The sequence below is a fragment of the Dictyobacter vulcani genome, from assembly GCF_008974265.1.
GTDB lineage: Bacteria > Chloroflexota > Ktedonobacteria > Ktedonobacterales > Ktedonobacteraceae > Dictyobacter > Dictyobacter vulcani.
Genome location: NZ_BKZW01000002.1, coordinates 906,296 through 924,972, shown reverse-complemented (window position 1 = coordinate 924,972; position 18,677 = coordinate 906,296). Strand labels below are relative to the sequence as shown.

2 protein-coding genes are annotated in these 18,677 nt (G+C 53.1%); both read right to left on the bottom strand.

Annotated elements, in window-relative coordinates; genetic code table 11:
- Window positions 1–3 precede the first annotated feature (3 nt).
- A complete protein-coding gene (locus KDW_RS21290) occupies window positions 4–15,093 on the bottom strand; it encodes a non-ribosomal peptide synthase/polyketide synthase (RefSeq protein ID WP_233097884.1) in 15,090 nt (5,029 codons plus the stop codon).
- Window positions 15,018–18,455 carry a non-ribosomal peptide synthetase gene (locus KDW_RS34140; RefSeq protein ID WP_151757964.1) on the bottom strand — a complete coding sequence of 1,146 codons (3,438 nt, stop codon included), beginning with the start codon at window positions 18,453–18,455 and terminating at the stop codon, window positions 15,018–15,020. The genes KDW_RS21290 and KDW_RS34140 overlap by 76 nt, the downstream gene beginning before the upstream one ends.
- Window positions 18,456–18,677 lie beyond the last annotated feature (222 nt).

Genomic DNA, 18,677 nt, shown 5'->3' with positions numbered 1-18,677 from the left:
ACGTTACTTACCCTTTTTTCTACGCAGTTTGGTCACAATTTTATCAAGTTCCTTCTGATTTAATTCGGCTTCAGGGAAATCAGAAGGGGTAAATTCAATGGTTTCTTTGTTGTGAATTTGTGCGATTATCTGGCGCAATGTGTGCAGATAATCTTGCGCGACAGTGGCAATGGTCCCATCAAGATGGAAATTACTGCTATAGCTCCAGGCTAATTGCAGTTGGCCACCAACGATACTGCCGTTGATATCGAGGAGGTGCTGGCGCTGATTATCTATACTCACTGGTAAGCCACTTGACTCATGAGCGGGTCCGAAAAGTGTTTCCTGGGAGACTGTCTGGTCAAACTGGCCCAGATAGTTAAAGCTCACTTCAGCCTCCGGTAAGCTTTTCAGTTGCTCAATAGTTGTGCTGTCAGTACAAAGGTAGCGTAATAAACCATAACCAATACCTCGTTGTGGGATACCACGCAGATATTCCTTCATACTTTTTAGCGTTTCTACTGGTTGCTGAGCATCAGCGACCGCTAAAATAACTGGATACAGGCTGGTAAACCAGCCGACGGTTCGTGATAGATCCAATCCTTCGATAATTTCTTCTCTTCCGTGTCCTTCTAGATGTACGCGTACCGCAGACTGCCCTGTCCACTTTGTCAGGGCATGGGCCAGTGCGGTCAGGAGTACGTCATTGATCTGGGTATGGTAGCGCTGCGGCACTTCATGCAGGAGCTGATGGGTCTCTTCATGGGTCAATGAGATCGCATAGGTGCGTGAGGAACGTATGCTATTAGATCCTGTGCGCTGATCAACTGGTAGCGCGGCGAGCTGTTGACGCCCCTGTGCCAGCCAGTACTGTAATTCGTGGCGCATAGCTGTACTTTGTGCGTGGTCATACAGTTGTTGTGACCATTGACGGAATGAGGTCGTCTTGGCCGGAAACACGATTTCTTTGTTCTGACTCAGGTGCTCATAGGCGGTCTGCACATCTTCTAAGAGAATACGCCAGGAGACGCCATCGACCGCGAGATGGTGAATGACCACGAGCAGTCTGCCTGGTACGTCTTCGCCCAGTTTAAAGTACACCATGCGTATGATCGGTCCGGTCTCGATGTTCAGACTGGCCTGGACCGCTAAGGCGCTGGCTTCAACGGCTAGTGGCTGGTCAGCTGGCGCAAGCGCTGAAAGATCATGATAGGCAAACACCTGCGCAGGCTCGTCAACCTGATTAAATGCTTGCCAGCTACCATCTGGCTGCCGGGTATAGCGCAGGCGTAAGGCATCATGTTGTTGAAGTACTGCCCGGGCAACGTGCTCTAGCAACTCTACCTGCAAAGCTGTACGCACGCTCAGGAGCACTGCCTGATTCCAATAATGGGGATCGGGCTGCTGCTGCTCGAAGAACCAGCGTTGGATCGGCGTAATCTGCACATCCCCACTGACGATGCCTTGCTCGCGCTCTATCTGCGGCGCCGTTTCTACATGGGCGGCAAGGTCTGCCAGCGTTGGATGCTGGAATAAGAGTTTCGGTGTTAATTTTAGACCTGCTTGCTGGGAACGGGCCACAATCTGGATACTCAAAATGGAGTCACCTCCCAATGCGAAGAAGTCATCATGGATACCGATCTGCTCAACACCCAATACGTGCTGCCAGATTTGGGCCAGGACGCGCTCTTTTTCGTTCTGAGGGCTGATCCTCTCTGCTCGATCCAGGGCCAGGTGGGATTGATCGGGTGCCGGGAGGGCGCGGCGGTCAATTTTACCGTTGGCGTTCAATGGCAACTTCTCAAGCAGGATGAAAGCGACCGGGACCATATATTCGGGCAAGCGCTCTTGCAAATAGGCACGAATATCGCTACCGGTGGTGGAAACCTCCGGCTGGAGTACGACATAGGCCACCAGGCGCTTGTTGCCCGGAGTGTCTTCACGGGCGATAACAATACATTCCTGGATGTCGGGATGTTGCGTAATCTGCCCTTCTATCTCTCCTAACTCGATACGGAACCCACGGATCTTGACCTGTTCGTCGATGCGCCCCATATATTCCAGGTCCCCATTCTCGTGGTAGCGGGCCAGGTCACCGGTGCGATAGAGCCGGGCTGCTGGCTGCTGACTGAAGGGGTCGCGGATGAAACGCTCGTCGGTCAGGGCTGGTCGGTTGAGATAGCCACGGGCAACACCGGCACCTCCCACGTAGAGCTCGCCAGCCACGCCAATCGGGACGGGCCGCTGCCGCTGGTCGAGTACATACACACTCAGATCAGGGATCGCACGCCCAATTACACTGCCGGTTCCAGCCTCTACATCGACCATCGTGATTGGTCGATAGGTGACATGCACCGTGGTCTCGGTGATACCATACATATTCACCAGTTGCGGCTGCTGATCCCCAAAGCGCTCAAACCAGGGATGCAAACTCTGCAGTTCCAGGGCCTCACCACCAAAGATCACGTAACGCAGTTCAGTTAAGGACTGCTCGTGCGCGGTGGTCAGGGCCACCTGCTGCAATTGGCGGAAGGCTGAGGGAGTCTGGTTCAGGACCGTCACCTTTTCTTTTTGCAGGAGCGTATAAAAATCTTGTGGCGAGCGGCTCATCCAGTAAGGAACAACAACCAGCGTGCCGCCATACAGTAGCGAGCCCCATAATTCCCACACGGAGAAGTCGAAGGCGTAGGAGTGGAATAAGGTCCAGACGTCGTCGGGGCCAAAGTTATACCAGGGCTGAGTCGCGGAAAACAGGCGGGCCACATGCTTATGCTCAACCAGCACGCCTTTGGGTTTGCCGGTCGAGCCCGAGGTATAAATGACATAGGCTAATTGCTGTAGGCTGGCTTCCCAGTCCGGATTAGTCTGAACCTGCTGCTCCAATAGCTGCTGATCCGTATCAAAGCAGACCACGTGACCGGCATATGCTGGTAAGCGCTCCAGTAAGTTTTGCTGTGTCACTAATACCGGCACGCTAGCATCTTCGAGCAGGAATGCCAGGCGTTCTTTTGGATACATCGGATCAATTGGCACGTAGGCTCCACCTGCTTTGAGGATGCCTAGAATGCCAATGACCATCTCCAGTGAACGCTCAAGGGCCAGACCCACTAAGATATCAGGCCCTATACCCAGGGAGCGCAGGTAGTGCGCTAACTGGTTGGCGCGGTTATTCAGTTGTTCATAGGTCAAGCTCTGATTTTCATAGCGTACCGCAGTGGCTGTCGGTTGCTGCGCTACCTGTTGCTCAAAGAGTTGATGGAGGCAGTACTGAGGAGCACTGATCATTTCGATGGCGTTCCAGGCAGCGGTCAGATGCTGCTGTTCGGCCGTGGTAAGCATCGACAGGTGCGCCAGTTGTTGCTCACTTTGTCTGACAAAGCTTTCTAACACGGTCTGGATGTGCCCTGCCAGACGCTGGATAGTTCTGGCATCGAAGCGCTGGCGATCATACTGGATACGTACGGAAAGTTGGGCTCCAGGCAATACCACCAGGGTGAGCGGATAATTTGTTTGCTCCTGGGAATCAACTTTGAGTATTTGTAGGCTCTCTTCTCCTCCCTCTACACTACTACTGATAGGGTAATTTTCGAAGATAAACAGGCTCTCAAACAGGGCGCTACCACGCGGGATCTCGCTCCAGTTCTGAACCTGGACCAGTGGACTATATTCATACTGGCGCATTTCGCTTTGCTGGCGTTGTAGCTCCTGCAGCCAGTCGATCACGCTCTCGTCTTCTGCGATATTGACGCGCACTGGCAGGGTATTGATAAACAGGCCGACCATGGCTTCAATACTGCTCACTTCGGCCGGACGACCCGAGACAACTGCTCCAAAGACGATATCACTTTGACCACTATATCGGATCAACACAAAGGCCCAGGCCCCTTGTGCTATGGTGTTCAGGGTGAGCTGATGCTGGCGCGCCAGTTGCTGCAGTGACTGTGTCATGGTCTCCGGTATACTCAGCACATGTTCCTCATATCCCTGCTCACTATTCTGTAGTGGACGATCAACGGTTAATGGCGTCGGCACGCTAAAGCCTGCCAGTGTATGCTTCCAGAAACGCTCGGCTTGCTCAAGGTCTTGTTGCTGTAACCAGGCAATATAGTCTTGATAGGGACGAATCGCTGCTAACTGCAGTGGCTTGCCGAGCCTTAATGCCTCATAACATATAAAGACGTCATTAAGGACGATTGGTAAACTCCAACCATCCAAAAGAATATGATGGTGACTCCAGATGAATTCATAGCTGTCGTCGGATAGACGCAGGAGCGTGAGTCGCATCAATGGCGCTCTGGAAAGCTCAAATCCTTGCTCACGGTCAGAGCTCAGGTAAGTGGCCAGATGCTTTTGTTGCTCTTCAGCGTCATAGTGCTGCCAATCGAGCAAGACAAATGGCACCTGCAGATGTTGATGGACGATCTGCACTGGATCACTCAGTTCCTCCCACTGGAAGGAGGTACGCAGGATTGTATGGTGGCTGACGACATGTTGCCAGGCCTGTGAGAAGGCTTCAACGTCCAGGTGACCCTTAAATGTACTGCGGAACTGAATGATGTAATCACCGGCTTCAGGCGCATAGAGCGTATGGAAGAGTAGGCCTTGCTGCATTGGGGATAGTGGATATACAGCTTCGACTGACCTGTCTTGATCCAGGACACGCTCTATCTGCGTCTGGGTCAGGTGGGCTAATGGGAAATCAGATGGTGTATAGCCGCCTGCTTCCGGCTGTTGGCAATGCTCGATCAAACGCCGCAGTGCTGCTAACACAGCATTGGCTAGCCCTTGAACGGTCTCGTGCTGATGCAGGTTAGCGCTGTAAGCCCAGGCAAGGTTCAGTTGTCCACTACTAATGCTACTGTTGATCTCAAACAGATAGTGTCGCTGTCCCTGCAGGCTGATTGCTGATCCACTTGACTCGGAGGCCGGACCAATCAAGCCCGATTGGGACATGGCCTGGTCAAACTGACCCAGATAATTGAAGATAATCTCGGCTTTCGGCTGAGCCGCCAGACGTTCACGAATCTGGCTATCTTCTAGCAGGTAGCGTAACAGTCCGTAACTCAGCCCATTCTGTGGCACGGCACGTAATTGCTCTTTAATACTTTTGAGCATCTGGCCGTCGTCCGTCTGCTCTCCCCGGTCAAGCAGCAATGGATAGAGGCTGGTAAACCACCCGACGGTCCGCGAGAGATCGATACCCGCCAGAATATCTTCACGGCCATGACCTTCAAGATCAATCAAGACCTTACGCTGTCCCGTCCATTGAGCCAGTCCCTGGGCTAACGCGGTCAGTAATACATCGTTGATCTGGGTGCGATAGGCCTGCGGGACCTCGCGCAGCAAGATCTGGGTCTCTTCACGACTCAAGGAGACGACCACACTTTGCGTGGATGCCACGGTGTTCTCGCCTCTCCTGTAGTCGACGGGCAGTGCGCTGACAGTATTCAGGTCCGCGGCCAACCAATAATCCAGTTGGGCTTTGACTTCTGGCTGCTGCGCATACTGTACCAGTTGTTGCGCCCATTGCTGGAATGAGGTCGTCTTGGCTGGTAACTGCACCGTTTGCTGCTGACTGAGTTGCATGTACAGGGTGACCAGATCTTCTAATAAGATCCGCCAGGACACACCGTCGACGGCTAAATGGTGAATAATAATCAGTAGTCGGCCCGCGATATCTTCTCCTGCGTCAAAATAGACGACACGCATCAGTGGGCCGTTTTGCAGATCCAGACTGGCCTGGGCGACCAGGGCTTTCTGCTCTATTGTGATGTGTCGCTCTTCGGCCGTCTGGTGCGCAAGCTCATAAATCTCCAGCGGCACGGTGTCGTCTGGGGCTGCGTTGCTCTGCTGCCACTCACCCTCGTGTAGCGTGTAGCGGAATCTCAGCGCGTCATGGTGCTGCAGCAGGTGCTTAACAGTTTGCGTCAGTGCCTCTAGATCCAATCGCTCATCAACACTCACCAGGACCGCCTGGTTCCAGTAATGGGCTTCTGGTTGCTGCTGGGCAAAAAACCAGTGTTGGATCGGGGTGAGCGGTGTCTCACCGGTGACGAGACCCTGCTCAGCACTGCTTGCGGTCAGGTCGGTAGTGGCGATCAGTGTGGCCAGTTCCGCAATGGTTGGTGACTGGAAGAGTTGTTTAGGTGTCAGATGTAAACCAACCTGATGCAAGCGCGAAACAATCTGCAGGCTTAAAATTGAGTCACCGCCCAGGGTAAAGAAGTTATCATGAATACCAACCTGCTTCACTCCCAGAACTTGCTGCCAGATCTCGACCAATAGACGCTCCGTTGCGCCTTCCGGGGCCGCATAGTCTGATCCCTGGATTTCAGGGGCAGGCAAGGCTTTACGATCAATCTTCCCATTTGGCGTTAACGGGAGTTGCTCTAAGACCACAAAGACCGTTGGTACCATGTACTCAGGAACATGTTCGAGCATAAAGCTGCGCACCATATCGGGTACCAGCACCTCTGTATTTTCCATGACCATATAGGCGACCAGCCGTTTTACGCCGGGCTGGTCTTCACGCACGATCACTACGACATCGTGTAAACCGGGATAGCGTCGCAATACACTTTCGACTTCTCCCAGTTCGATGCGGAAGCCACGCAGCTTGACCTGCTCATCCAGCCGATTTAGATAGATGAGGTTGCCGTCGGGTTGAGAGCGTACCAGGTCGCCGGTACGGTAGAGTCGGGCCGCTGGCTGCTGGCTAAAAGGATCCTTGATGAAGCGCTCGGCCGTGAGTTCGGCTCGATTGAGGTAGCCTCGCGCTAAACCGGCTCCACCCAGATAGAGCTCTCCGGCCACGCCGACCGGCACTGGCTGCTGGTGCTGGTCCAATATATAGGCCTGCGTTCCTGGCAGCGGACGACCAATCGGGACTGCTCTGGACTGCTGCTCTTCCATACGCGCCCAGATCGAATAGGTGGTGTCTTCGGTCGGTCCATACAGATTGTAGACCTGCTGGATCTGCGGCAACTGATAGAGTTGATCGATCAACGCACGTTGCAATGGCTCTCCCGCCAGATTGACGGTACGGACACTAGCGGGCAGTTGGCCGGCTCGTACCAGTTCGTTCATCGCGGATGGCACGGTATTGACCAGGGTCACTTCCTGCGCGGCTGGCAACTGTGGCAATTGCAGGGCGTTTTCGGCCAGGATGACGCTGCCACCACAGCTCAGGGGCACGAAGATCTCAAAGATCGAGAGGTCAAAGCAGACCGAGGTAGCGGCTAACACACCCTGCAGCTCTTCCGCTGTAAAGCTTTTCCGGGCCCAGGTTAACAGCGCGATCACACTGCGGTGCTCAATCGCCACGCCTTTGGGTTTGCCGGTCGAGCCAGAAGTGTAGATCACATAGGCCAGATCCTGCTGGGTGGTCTCTGTCTGCACAGGCTCTGGACGTTCTTGCGCGATCTCCTGCCAATCACGGTCCAGGCAGATGATCCGGGCACGCTGCTCCGGTAAGCTCGCTAACAGGCGCTCTTGCGTGAGCAGGAAAGGTGCCTGTGTGTCTTCCAGCGAGAAGGCCAGGCGTTCTTTGGGATAGGCAGGATCCAACGGCACATAGGCTCCGCCGGCTTTGAGTACACCCAGCAGGGCTACGATCAGTTCGACCGAGCGCTCCATACACACGCCGACCAGCACGTCAGGTCCGACGCCTTGCTGCTGCAGATAGCTGGCGAGCTGGTTGGCTCGTCTATCCAGTTCCGCATAGGTCAGGCGCTCTTCACCGACCACCAGCGCAGTTGCGCCTGGAGTTTTTAGCGCTTGCTGCTCGAAGAGCTGCTGCATACACACGTCCTGGGGATAGACAAATGACTCATCGTGCCAGGACGTTACCAACTGCTGATAGTCGGCAGCTGAGAGCAGTGAGATAGCACCTACCTGTTGCGTTGGCTGCTCAACGATATGCTGAAACAGGTTTTGCAAATGGTGGACCAGGCGTTCAATGGCGGCGCGATCAAAGCGCGCATGTGCAAAGAGCAGATTGAACGTCAGACGCTCACCCGGAATTGCATAGATCGTCAGCGGATAATTCGTTTGCTCACGCGCTTTTCCATCTATCAGCTCAATCGCGGCTGAAGTTGCTTGCTCACTGGTATTGATGGGATAGTTTTCAAAGACCAGTAAGGTTTCAAAGAGCGCGACACCTCGTGGTACTTCACTCCAACCCTGAATCTGGGCTAATGAGCTATATTGATAGTGACGCAAATCATTCTGCTGTTGATGCAGCTCCTGTAACCAGGAAAGGACATCTTGTTGCGCCTGGAGACGTACACGCACCGGGAGGGTATTGATGAAGAGACCAACCATGCGCTCAATATCAGCCAGTTCAGTCGGACGACCAGAAACAGTTGTGCCAAAGATCACATCGTCCTGCCGGCTATACTGGCTTAATAACAGGGCCCATACACCCTGGACGATGGTATTGAGTGTCATATGCTGCTCACGTGCAAGCGTTTGCAGGGCGAGCGTCGTCTCACTTGAAAGATGAAAGACATGTTCTCCATAGCCTGGCTCTGGCATCCACACTGGTACGATGTTCAGTGCGGTGGGTGTAGTAAAATCTGCCAGATTCTGACGCCAGTGCGTCTCTGCCTCTGCCATATTCTGCTTTTGCAGCCAGCCGATATAGTCCTGATATGGGCGGCTACGCTCCAACTGCACTGTCTCACCTTGCGCTAGCGCTGTATAACAGGCAAAGACATCGTTCAGGACAATTGGGAGGCTCCAGCCATCTAATAAGAGATGGTGATGGCTCCAGAAGAATTCGTAACAGTCGTCTTCTAGCCGCAATATGCTGAGGCGTAGTAAGGGGGCATGCGTTAAATCAAAACCGAGTGCCCGGTCTTCCTGCCAGTATGTAGTGCGCTTTTGTTGTTGTTGCTCGCTCGTCAGCGCACGCCAATCTTGCTGCTCAACGGGTAGGTCAACGTGCTGGTGCACAATTTGCTGTGCTTCTTCGAGTCCTTCCCAGACAAAACTGGTGCGCAATATGGCATGCTGGTCCACGACTTGCCGCCAGGCCTGCAGGAAGGCATCCACATTAAAGTTACCACGGAAGGTCAGACTGGATTGGACAACGTAGTCGCCGCTCTCAGGCGTATATAGCGTCTGGAAAAGTAAGCCTTGCTGCAACGGTGAGAGTGGATAGATAGATTCTATCGGGCGCTTGTCTGGCAATAGAGCATCCAGTTGCGCTTGCGTCAGACTCGCCAGTGGGAAATCAGATGGTGTATAGCCACCTGCCTCCGGACGCTGGCAGTGCGCGATGAGGGCTTGCAGTTTCGCAATGACGCTGAGCGCGACCCGCTCAATGCTCTCAGAACGATGCAAATGCTCACTATAGGCCCAGTTAAAATGCAGCCGCTCACCACCAATACTACAACTGACATCCAGCACATGCTGACGTTTCCCCTGCTCACTGGCGGTCGTACCCGCGAATTCTGGGGCGACCGCGAAGAGGCCTTCCTGCGCAAATGACTGGTCAAACTGGCCCAGGTAGTTGAAACTGATCTGAGCCTCGGGCAGTGGACGCTGCTCGATCGCTGTGGTCAGATAGCGAATCAGGCCATAGCCAATGCCATTATGCGGAATACGACGCAGTTGCTCTTTGATCGCTTTCAACGCCTGACCGGGATCATTTGTTGCAGCAGGCAATTCCAGATAGACTGGATACATACTGGTGAACCAGCCAATCGTGCGCGAAAGGTCGATCCCATCGATGATGTCTTCGCGCCCATGTCCCTCCATGTCAATGAGCAGCGCGGAATTTCCTGTCCAGTCGGCCATGGCTTGCACAAACGCGGTCAGTAACACGTCATTGATCTGGGTGCGATAGGCCTGGGGCACGTCTTGCAGTAATGCTCGTGTCTCTTCAATACTCAGGGAGACCGTCACATAGTGCGTCGATGCAACAGTGTTCTCTCCTGTATGATGATCACAGAGATCGCTGACTTCCATGTCTTGCAGGGCTAACCAGTAGTTGTAATCACTACGTGCGCTCTCACTCTGTGCATATTCATGCAGACGCATGGCCCAATGTTGGAATGATGTGGTCTTGGCAGGTAATTGAGCGACGCTGCCTGAGCTCAACTGCGTATATGCGGTCGTGATATCTTCGAGCAAGATACGCCAGGAAATACCATCAATCACCAGGTGATGCACAACTATAAGCAGCCGAGCGTCCTCATCCTGCCCCGGATTGAAGTAGACGACCCGTAGTAATGGACCGTCTTGCAGCTTCAGGCTGCGCTGTGCTTCTTCTGCTACCGCTTCAATGCGTTGCTTGCGTTCTTCGGCTGGCAGGTACGCAAGATCCACAACCTGACAGATGGCCTGGTCTTCCTGAGCAAGATTGAATTGCCGCCACTCACCTTGCGTCTGCTGATAACGCATCCGTAAAGCGTCGTGATGACTCAAGATCAAATCAAATGTTTGCTTCAGCAGCTCAACATCCAGTGCTCTTCGCACCTGGAGCAGCATCGCCTGATTGTAGTGCTGCGCCTGCGGCACAGCTTGCTCAAAGAACCAGCGCTGAATCGGGGTCAAGATCACATCACCGCTGATGATTCCTTGCTCAGCCACAATGTCCGTCTGTAGCGCAGCATCAGCGACCACCGCGCTCAGGGCGGCAATTGTCTGGTACTGGAATAATAATTTGGGACTGACCTGTATGCCGGCGCGATTGGCACGGGAAACAATCTGGATACTCAGGATCGAGTCACCACCAAGCATAAAGAAATTGTCGTGGATGCCGATCCTTTCAATGCCCAATACCTGACACCAGATCTCTGCCAGGGTCTCCTGTACGCTGGTCTGCGGAGCCACATAATCGCTGCCACGGCTGACATGGCTCTCATCAGGATCCGGGAGGGCGCGGCGGTCAATCTTGCCATTCGGGGTGATGGGAAAAGCATCCAGACAGACAAACATCGCAGGCAGCATATAATCAGGTAAGGTTTCCTGCAAGTAGGCACGTAAGCTGGTTCCATCTAAGGTGGATGCCCCTGGCGCCTCTACATAGGCCACCAGCCGCTTGTCGCCCTGGGCTCCTTCCCGTACCAGGATCAAGGCTTCCGTAATCTGGGGATGCTGCTCTAACTGGTATTCGATTTCGCCCAGTTCAATCCGATGGCCACGAATCTTGACCTGCTGGTCTGCGCGCCCCACAAAGATGATCTCGCCTTGCTCGTCACGCTTTACCATGTCACCAGTCTTATAGAGACGGGCACCGGGTTGAGTACTCAATGGATGGGGCACAAAGCGTTCCGCGGTAAGCTCTGGCTGCTGCAGATATCCGCGTGCCAATCCATCTCCACCAATGTATAATTCACCCGCTACGCCTACAGGAACTGGCTGCATATGTGCATCGAGGACATAGAGCGTGGTATTGGATAACGGCTGTCCGATTGCAATGGTCGTGGCGTCGGCTGCCAATGACTGGATCTCGTGCCAGGATGCATAAGTGGTACTTTCGGTTGGACCATAGACATGCAGCAGGCGCTCAGGGGCTCCTTTTGCCAGTACCTGATGCACCCAGCGCACATCGACGGCTTCTCCACCAAAGAGCAGGTGCTTTAATGAGCGGAAGACATCCGGGATCTCACGGGCCAGCTGGTTAAAGAGGGCAGTGGTCAGGAAGAGCGTGTTGATGCGCTGCTCCTGCAATACTTGCGCGAACCGTGGCAGCGACAGAATATCTTCCTTCATCACCATGACCAGGCAGGCTCCATTGAGCCAGGCACCCCAGAGCTCAAAGGTAGAGGCGTCAAAGGCCACATTGGCCGCCTGGACAATCCGATCTTCTGGCTCAAATTGGATATAGTTGCTGTTGCGTACCAGCCGCACGACTGGTTGGTGTGTGATACAGACGCCTTTGGGCTTGCCGGTTGAGCCCGATGTATACATCACGTATAAAAGGTTATCCGCCAGGACGGTATGCTCTGGATTCTCGCTCGATTGTGCGTGCAACGCTTTTGTTTCTTGATCAAGCAGCATTGTCTGGACCGAACTGGGCGGTAGCTTTTCGAGCAGGGCTGAGTGCGTCAGCAGGATGGTGATCTGCGCATCTTCGATCATCAGGCTCAGGCGCTCTTGTGGATAGCCTGGATCAAGGGGTACGTAGGCGCCGCCAGCTTTGATGATACCCAGCAGGGCAACAAGCATCTCTACTGAACGTTCCAGACACAGACCAACCCGGATCTCCGGTCCTACTCCCAGGGACCGCAAGTAGTGCGCAAGCCGATTAGCCTGGCGATTCAGTTCTGCATAGCTGATGCGCTGCTCACCACAAATAATGGCCTCGGCCTCTGGTGTCCTGCTGACCTGCTCTTCAAACAGGATTGGCAGCACAGCCGTGCGTGGATATGCAGTGTCTGTGGCATTCCAGCCCTCGATAAGCTGGATTTTCTCAGATGCTGTAAGCACTGAAACGCTGGCCACGGGCTGTTGCAGCGAGGTCGCAAAGCTTTGCAGCACTATGTGTAGATGCTGCAGCATGCGTGCGATGACTGCGTTCCCGAAACGGCCACGTAGATACATGAGTTTGAGTGTGAGCTCTTGTCCCGGAATGGCAATGAAGGACAGTGGATAATTCGCCTGCTCAACAGATTTGATGGCTTGCACGCGCAAGCTCATCTCTTCTCCTTGCGTACCACTGGTGCTGACTGGATAATTCTCAAAGACCAGCAGGCTTTCAAACAGGGATGTACCACGCGCTATCTCGCTCCAACTTTGGACCTGGGCCAACGGGCTATATTCATACTGGCGCGCTTCACTCTGCTGCTCTTGCAGTTGTTGCAACCAGTTCTGTACGCTGATCTCGCCAGGGATACGCACCCGCACAGGTAGGGTATTAATAAACAGGCCGACCATCGACTCAATACCCGCGACGCTGGCAGAACGACCGGAAAGAGTGGCTCCGAAGACCACATCATCCTGACCACTGTAGCGACTCAATAGCAGAGCCCAGGCTCCTTGAATCAACGTGTTCAGGGTCAATTGGTGCTGACGCGCCTCTTGCTGTAGAATCCTGGTTTCGGTGGCAGATAATTTCATCACCTGCTCGTCATAGGTAAGCATGTCTGTATCATCTGCCAGATCCGAGGCTTGCTCTCCAATCAGCGGCGTGGGTACGGTGAAGTCCTGTAGCAAGTCTTGCCAGAACGCTTGCGCCTTACCCAGATCTTGTTCTTCTAGCCAGGCGATATAATCCTGATACGGTCGGATATGCGGCAGTTGGATGTCATGACCCTTATGCAGGGCCTCATAGCAAACAAAGACATCGCGTAGGACCAGGGGGATACTCCAGCCATCTAGCAGGATATGGTGGTGACTCCACAGAAACACAAAGGTTTCATCGGCCATACGCACGAGCGTCAAACGGGCCAGGGGCGCCTGCTCAAGATCAAAGCCGCTGGCTCGATCTTCTTGCTGATAGCTGGCTAATTTCTCTTGCTGCTCTTGCTCAGTGAACTCACGCCAATCCAGCGCCACAAAGGGTACGTCCACCTGCTTGCGTACTACCTGTAAAGGCTGGTCGAATCCTTCCCAGAGGAGCGCTGTACGTAAGATGGCATGCTGCTCCATCACTTGCCGCCAGGCGCGGATAAATACGTCGATTGCTAATTTTCCCTCAAAAGTACACGCCAGTTGAGTAATATAATCTCCTCCATCAGGTTGATAGAGTGTATGGAAAAGCATGCCTTCCTGTAGAGGAGATAGTGGATAGATGGCTTCGATCGGTTGATCCGCCGGCAAAAATGTATCGATTTGTTCCTGCGTTAATTGCGCTAATGGGAAGTCAGAGGGTGTGTAACCACCATGCTGTTCCTCACGACAGTGGGCAATCAAGGCACGTAATGCCTCGACACAATATTCAGCAAAGTTTGTAATCGTCTCGTCTTTATGCAGATTCGCGCTATACATCCAACTCAGATGAAGTTGTCCACCACTGATGTTGCCACTTACCTCCAGCACATGTTCACGGTTCGCGTCAGGATTGCGTGGTATGCCGCTGGCTTCTTGCGCAAATTGAAACAAGGCGTCCGTTCCCAATACCTGATCAAACTGTCCCAGATAGTTGAAGCTGATCTCCGCTGGCGATATTTTTCGGATGCGATCCGTGACAGATGCATCTTCGCTCAGGTAACGCAGCAGGCCGTAGCCAATGCCGTTGTGTGGAATGGTACGCAAACGCTCTTTGATCTGCTTGAGCAATGTTCCTGGTTCGTTATGCTCTCTATCCTCTATAAAGACGGGATAGAGCGTGGTAAACCAGCCTACGGTCCGTGAGAGGTCGACACCTTCGAGAATATCTTCACGCCCATGCCCTTCCATATCTACCCAGAGGCTGTGCTGTCCTGTCCAGGCTGCATAGCCCTGGGCTAACGCGGTTAAGAGTATATCGTTGATCTGCGTGCGATAGGCCTGGGGCACTTCATGTAAGAGGGCACTGGTCTCTTCAGGACTTAACGAGATGGCCACCATTCTGATCGAGGCAACTGTATTGACGCCTTCACTGTAATCTCGCGGCATTCCAACTACGCTATGGGCGGCCAGCGCTGTCCAGTAGTCCAACTCCTGTCGAAAGGTCGCAGCCTGCGCAGCCAGGCTCAATTTTCTGGACCATTCCTGGAATGAGGTGGTCTTGGGCGGAAGCAGGTAGCTCTGGGCATGTTGTAGCTGTGTATATACGCTCTGCAGGTCTTCCAACAGGATACGCCAGGAGATGCCATCGACGGCCAGGTGATGGAGTATGATCAGCAGGCGTTGGCCGGCTGCTCCTAACTCAAAATAGGCCACGCGCAGCAAGGGTCCATCCGAGATATGCAAACTGGCCTGGAGTTGATTGGCTGCGCTCTCTATCGCTGCTGCCTGCTTGTCTTCTGCTACGCTAGCCAGGTCAACGATTGTCAGTGGAACGTCGTCTTCAAATGCGGCGTCGCGTTGCTGCCAGGTGCTCTCAACATACTCAAAACGCAGCCGTAGCGCATCGTGATGCTGTAAGAGGGCGCTGATAGTTTTCCTTAATAGATCGGTGTCGAGCGCCTGTTGCACACGCAGGAATATTGCCTGGTTCCAATGATGCGGTTGCACTGGCATATGCTCAAAAAAGCGCTGTTGGATCGGTGTGAGGGGTACGCGACCAACCACCGGCCTTGCTCGGCTTCACGCACGGTTCCGGCCTCGACGACCTGCGCCACTGCTGCCAGCGTTGCAACCGTCTGGTACTGAAAGAGTTGTTTGGCCGTGACATGTAAGCTGTTTTGATTAATCAGCGCCACGATCTGGATGCTGAGAATTGAATCACCACCCAGGGCAAAAAAGTTATCATTCAAACCGACACGCTCTACACCTAATACCTGCTCCCAGATGCTGGCGATGATTTTTTCTACAGGTGTGCGTGGCTCTACATAGCGACGTGCATCAACCAGGGTATTTTTATCGGGCGCCGGCAGTGCGCGCCGGTCAACTTTGCCATTGGCAGTGAGGGGCAGACTGTCCATGCGCACAAATAGCGCCGGTACCATATACTCTGGCAGGTAACTCTGGAGGTATTCCTGCAATGTGGCATTTTCAAGGTCTTCGTGGCTAACGACGATATACGCAACCAGCCGTTGCTGCTCTGCTCCAATTTCTCTGGCGACTACCACACAATCCTGGATTGATACATGTTTTATCAGGATGCTCTCAATCTCGCCTAATTCAATACGATGACCACGAATTTTCACCTGTGTATCAATACGGCCGATGTATTCCAGATCCCCATTCTGCTGGTAACGTACCAGGTCTCCGGATCTATAGAACATGATCTCAGGCTGCATATTCAATGGATCCGCCATAAAACGTTCGGCGGTCAGTTCATCCCGGCGCAGATAACCACGCGCTACGCCTGCTCCTCCCACATAGAGTTCACCTATAACTCCGATCGGTACAGGCTGCTTATACTGGTCAAGCACAAGCAAACAAAGATCGGGAAAGGCACAACCAATATTGCTGATCAGGCCAGCTTTCAGGTCTTGCCGAATTACAGGACGGTATGTTGTATGCACGGATGTTTCAGTGATGCCATACATGTTCACCAGTTGGGGCTGCTGATCGCCAAAGCGCTCAAACCAGGGTCCCAGGCTCTGAAACTCTAGCGCTTCTCCACCGAAAAAGATCAGGCGCAAGGCGAGCTTTTCTTGCCGGTCACTGGCTAAGATGGTTTGCTGTAGCAGACGGAAGGCTGATGGAGTCTGGTTAAGGATGGTTACACCAGTACGGAGCATTTCAGCATGCAGGTCTTGTGGCGAACGGCTCATCCAGTAGGGGACAACAACCAGCTTACCGCCATAGAGTAATGGACCCCAGATTTCCCATACGGAGAAGTCAAAGGCATAGGAATGGAATAGGGTCCAGACATCATCAGCGGTAAAATTGTACCAGTGCTGCGTGGCTTTAAACAGGCGCATGATATTGTTATGGGTGACTAAGACACCCTTGGGTTTACCTGTGGAGCCCGAGGTATAAATGACATAGGCCAGGCTCTCTGGCTTTATTTCCGTAGGTGGATTCTCTGTACTGGATGGCGTAAAGCGCTCTTGCTCATCCAGGCAGATGATCTCTCCTTCAAATTGGGCGAAGCGTGCCTGGATATGCTGCTGGGTCAGGATGACCGCGACCTGGGCATCGGCTAAGATAAATGTCAGACGATCCTCCGGGATCGCCGGGTCTAGCGGTACGTATGCGCCGCCGGCCTTTAAAATACCCAGGATGCCGATGAGCATTTCGGGTGAGCGTTCGACGCTTAAACCTACCAGCGTCTCTGCACCAATTCCTTGCTGCCGTAAATAGTGTGCGACCTGGTTCGCGCGTTGGTTCAGTTCTGTATAGGTTAGACGCTGCTCCTCAAAGAGGATGGCCTCAGCATCTCCATGCGCAACAACTTGCTGCTCAAAGCGCTGATGCAGGCAGAGATCCGGCGCATACTCTGTCTGGATCGTGTTCCAGCCAAGAAGTTGCTGCCGCTCTGGTGGCGTTATCAATGCCAGCGTGGCAATAGATTGATCCGGGTTGGCCGCGATGCTCTCTAAGAGTTGTTGAAAGTGTCCCACCATGCGCTCTATAGTGGCAACGTCAAACAGGTCTGTGCTGTATTCGAAATTACCAAATACACCCTGCTCGGTTTCGACCAGTTGCAGCATCAAATCAAATTTGGTGCTATCGTTCTCGACGATCATGGGTGCTAGCTTGAGGTCGCCCAGGGTGAAGTCTTGTCCCGGTGTGTTCTGCAACACAAACATGACCTGGAACAGTGGGGAACGGCTCAAATCACGCTCTGGTTGCAGCATTTCAACGATGTGTTCAAATGGTATGTCTTGATGCGTGTAGGCTTCCAGGGTTACTTCACGCACCCGCTTTACGAGCTCACGGAAGGATGGATTCCCTCCCAGGTCGGTACGTAAGACCAGCGTATTCACAAAGAAACCTATCAGGTCTTCAATTTCTGCCTGCGTACGGTTCGCGATCGGGGTTCCTATCACGATATCTTCTTGCTGGCTATAGCGATAGAGCAAAATTTTGAAGGCGCTCAATAAGGTCATAAATAAGGTTGCGCCTTGTTGTTGCCCGACGATTTTTAATTTCTCGATGAGCGCGGCTGGAATCTCGATTGGCTGGTGTAGGCCATGATAGGATTGTGTTGCAGGACGCGGATGATCGGTGGGTAGTTCAAGCGGCAACAGATTCTGTCCCAGTTGACGCTTCCAGTAAGCCATGTGCTGCTCAAGTACCTCGCCTTGCAACCATTGGCGCTGCCAGAGGGCGTAGTCGGCATATTGTAAAACCAGGTCTTTTAAGGGGCTGGGCTTTCCGGCCGAGTAGGCTGTATACAGTTCAGCCAGTTCACGGGTCAAAACTCCCATTGACCAGCCATCAGAGACAATGTGGTGGATGGTTAGTACCAGGATATGGTCTTCCGGACCCTGACGAATTAATAGGGCTCGAATTAATGGTCCATGCTCCAGATCAAAGGCGCGTTGCTGTTCTTGCACTATAACTTGATAGGTTCGTTCTGCTTGTGCTTCCGTGGCCAGGTGTTGTATGTCCTCTATTGGTAAGACAACTGAGGACGTGGGTGCAATCACTTGCGTGGCCTGTCCCTGCAAGCTCGCAAAGGTGGTGCGCAGGGATTCATGGCGACGCACAATTTCTTGCAGGCTTTGCTCCAATGCTTCTACATGCAGCTTTCCTTGCAAATGTACAGCGGCTGGCAGGTTATAAATTGTATTTTCAGGCTCAAGCTCATTCAGAAACCACAGGCGTTGTTGTGCAAAGGACAGAGGGAGGCTTGCATCTGAACGCTCCTGTGCACGAATGGGGGGTCTCACTACCTCTTTCTCCTGCGTCTTATTCAACTTTTGCATTAAGCGCGCAAGTTTTTTGGGAGAAAGCTCTGAAATACGTTTGTCCAGACTACTCACTTGTATCTCCTTCTATTCCTTTGCATCCAGGATGTCAATTAAATGTAGTGCCATTCAATCGTGTGAGTGAAGTCGCCTGACAGGCTGGATCGCTTCGGTAGAAGAGATCAGGTTTCCATGCTTGCGTTGTGGCGACTTCACTAGCCGCGAGTGAGCGGCGTTCACGATTGCTTTTTAATAGCGTGCCATGGGTCCACTACTATTGCTCAAACTATGTTGTCT

Bases quoted from the DNA above. Each gene is read 5' to 3' on its own strand.
- KDW_RS21290 (WP_233097884.1), bottom strand. From the start codon at position 15,093: ATGCCAGTGCAACCGCATCATTGGAACCAGGCAATATTCCTGCGTGTG.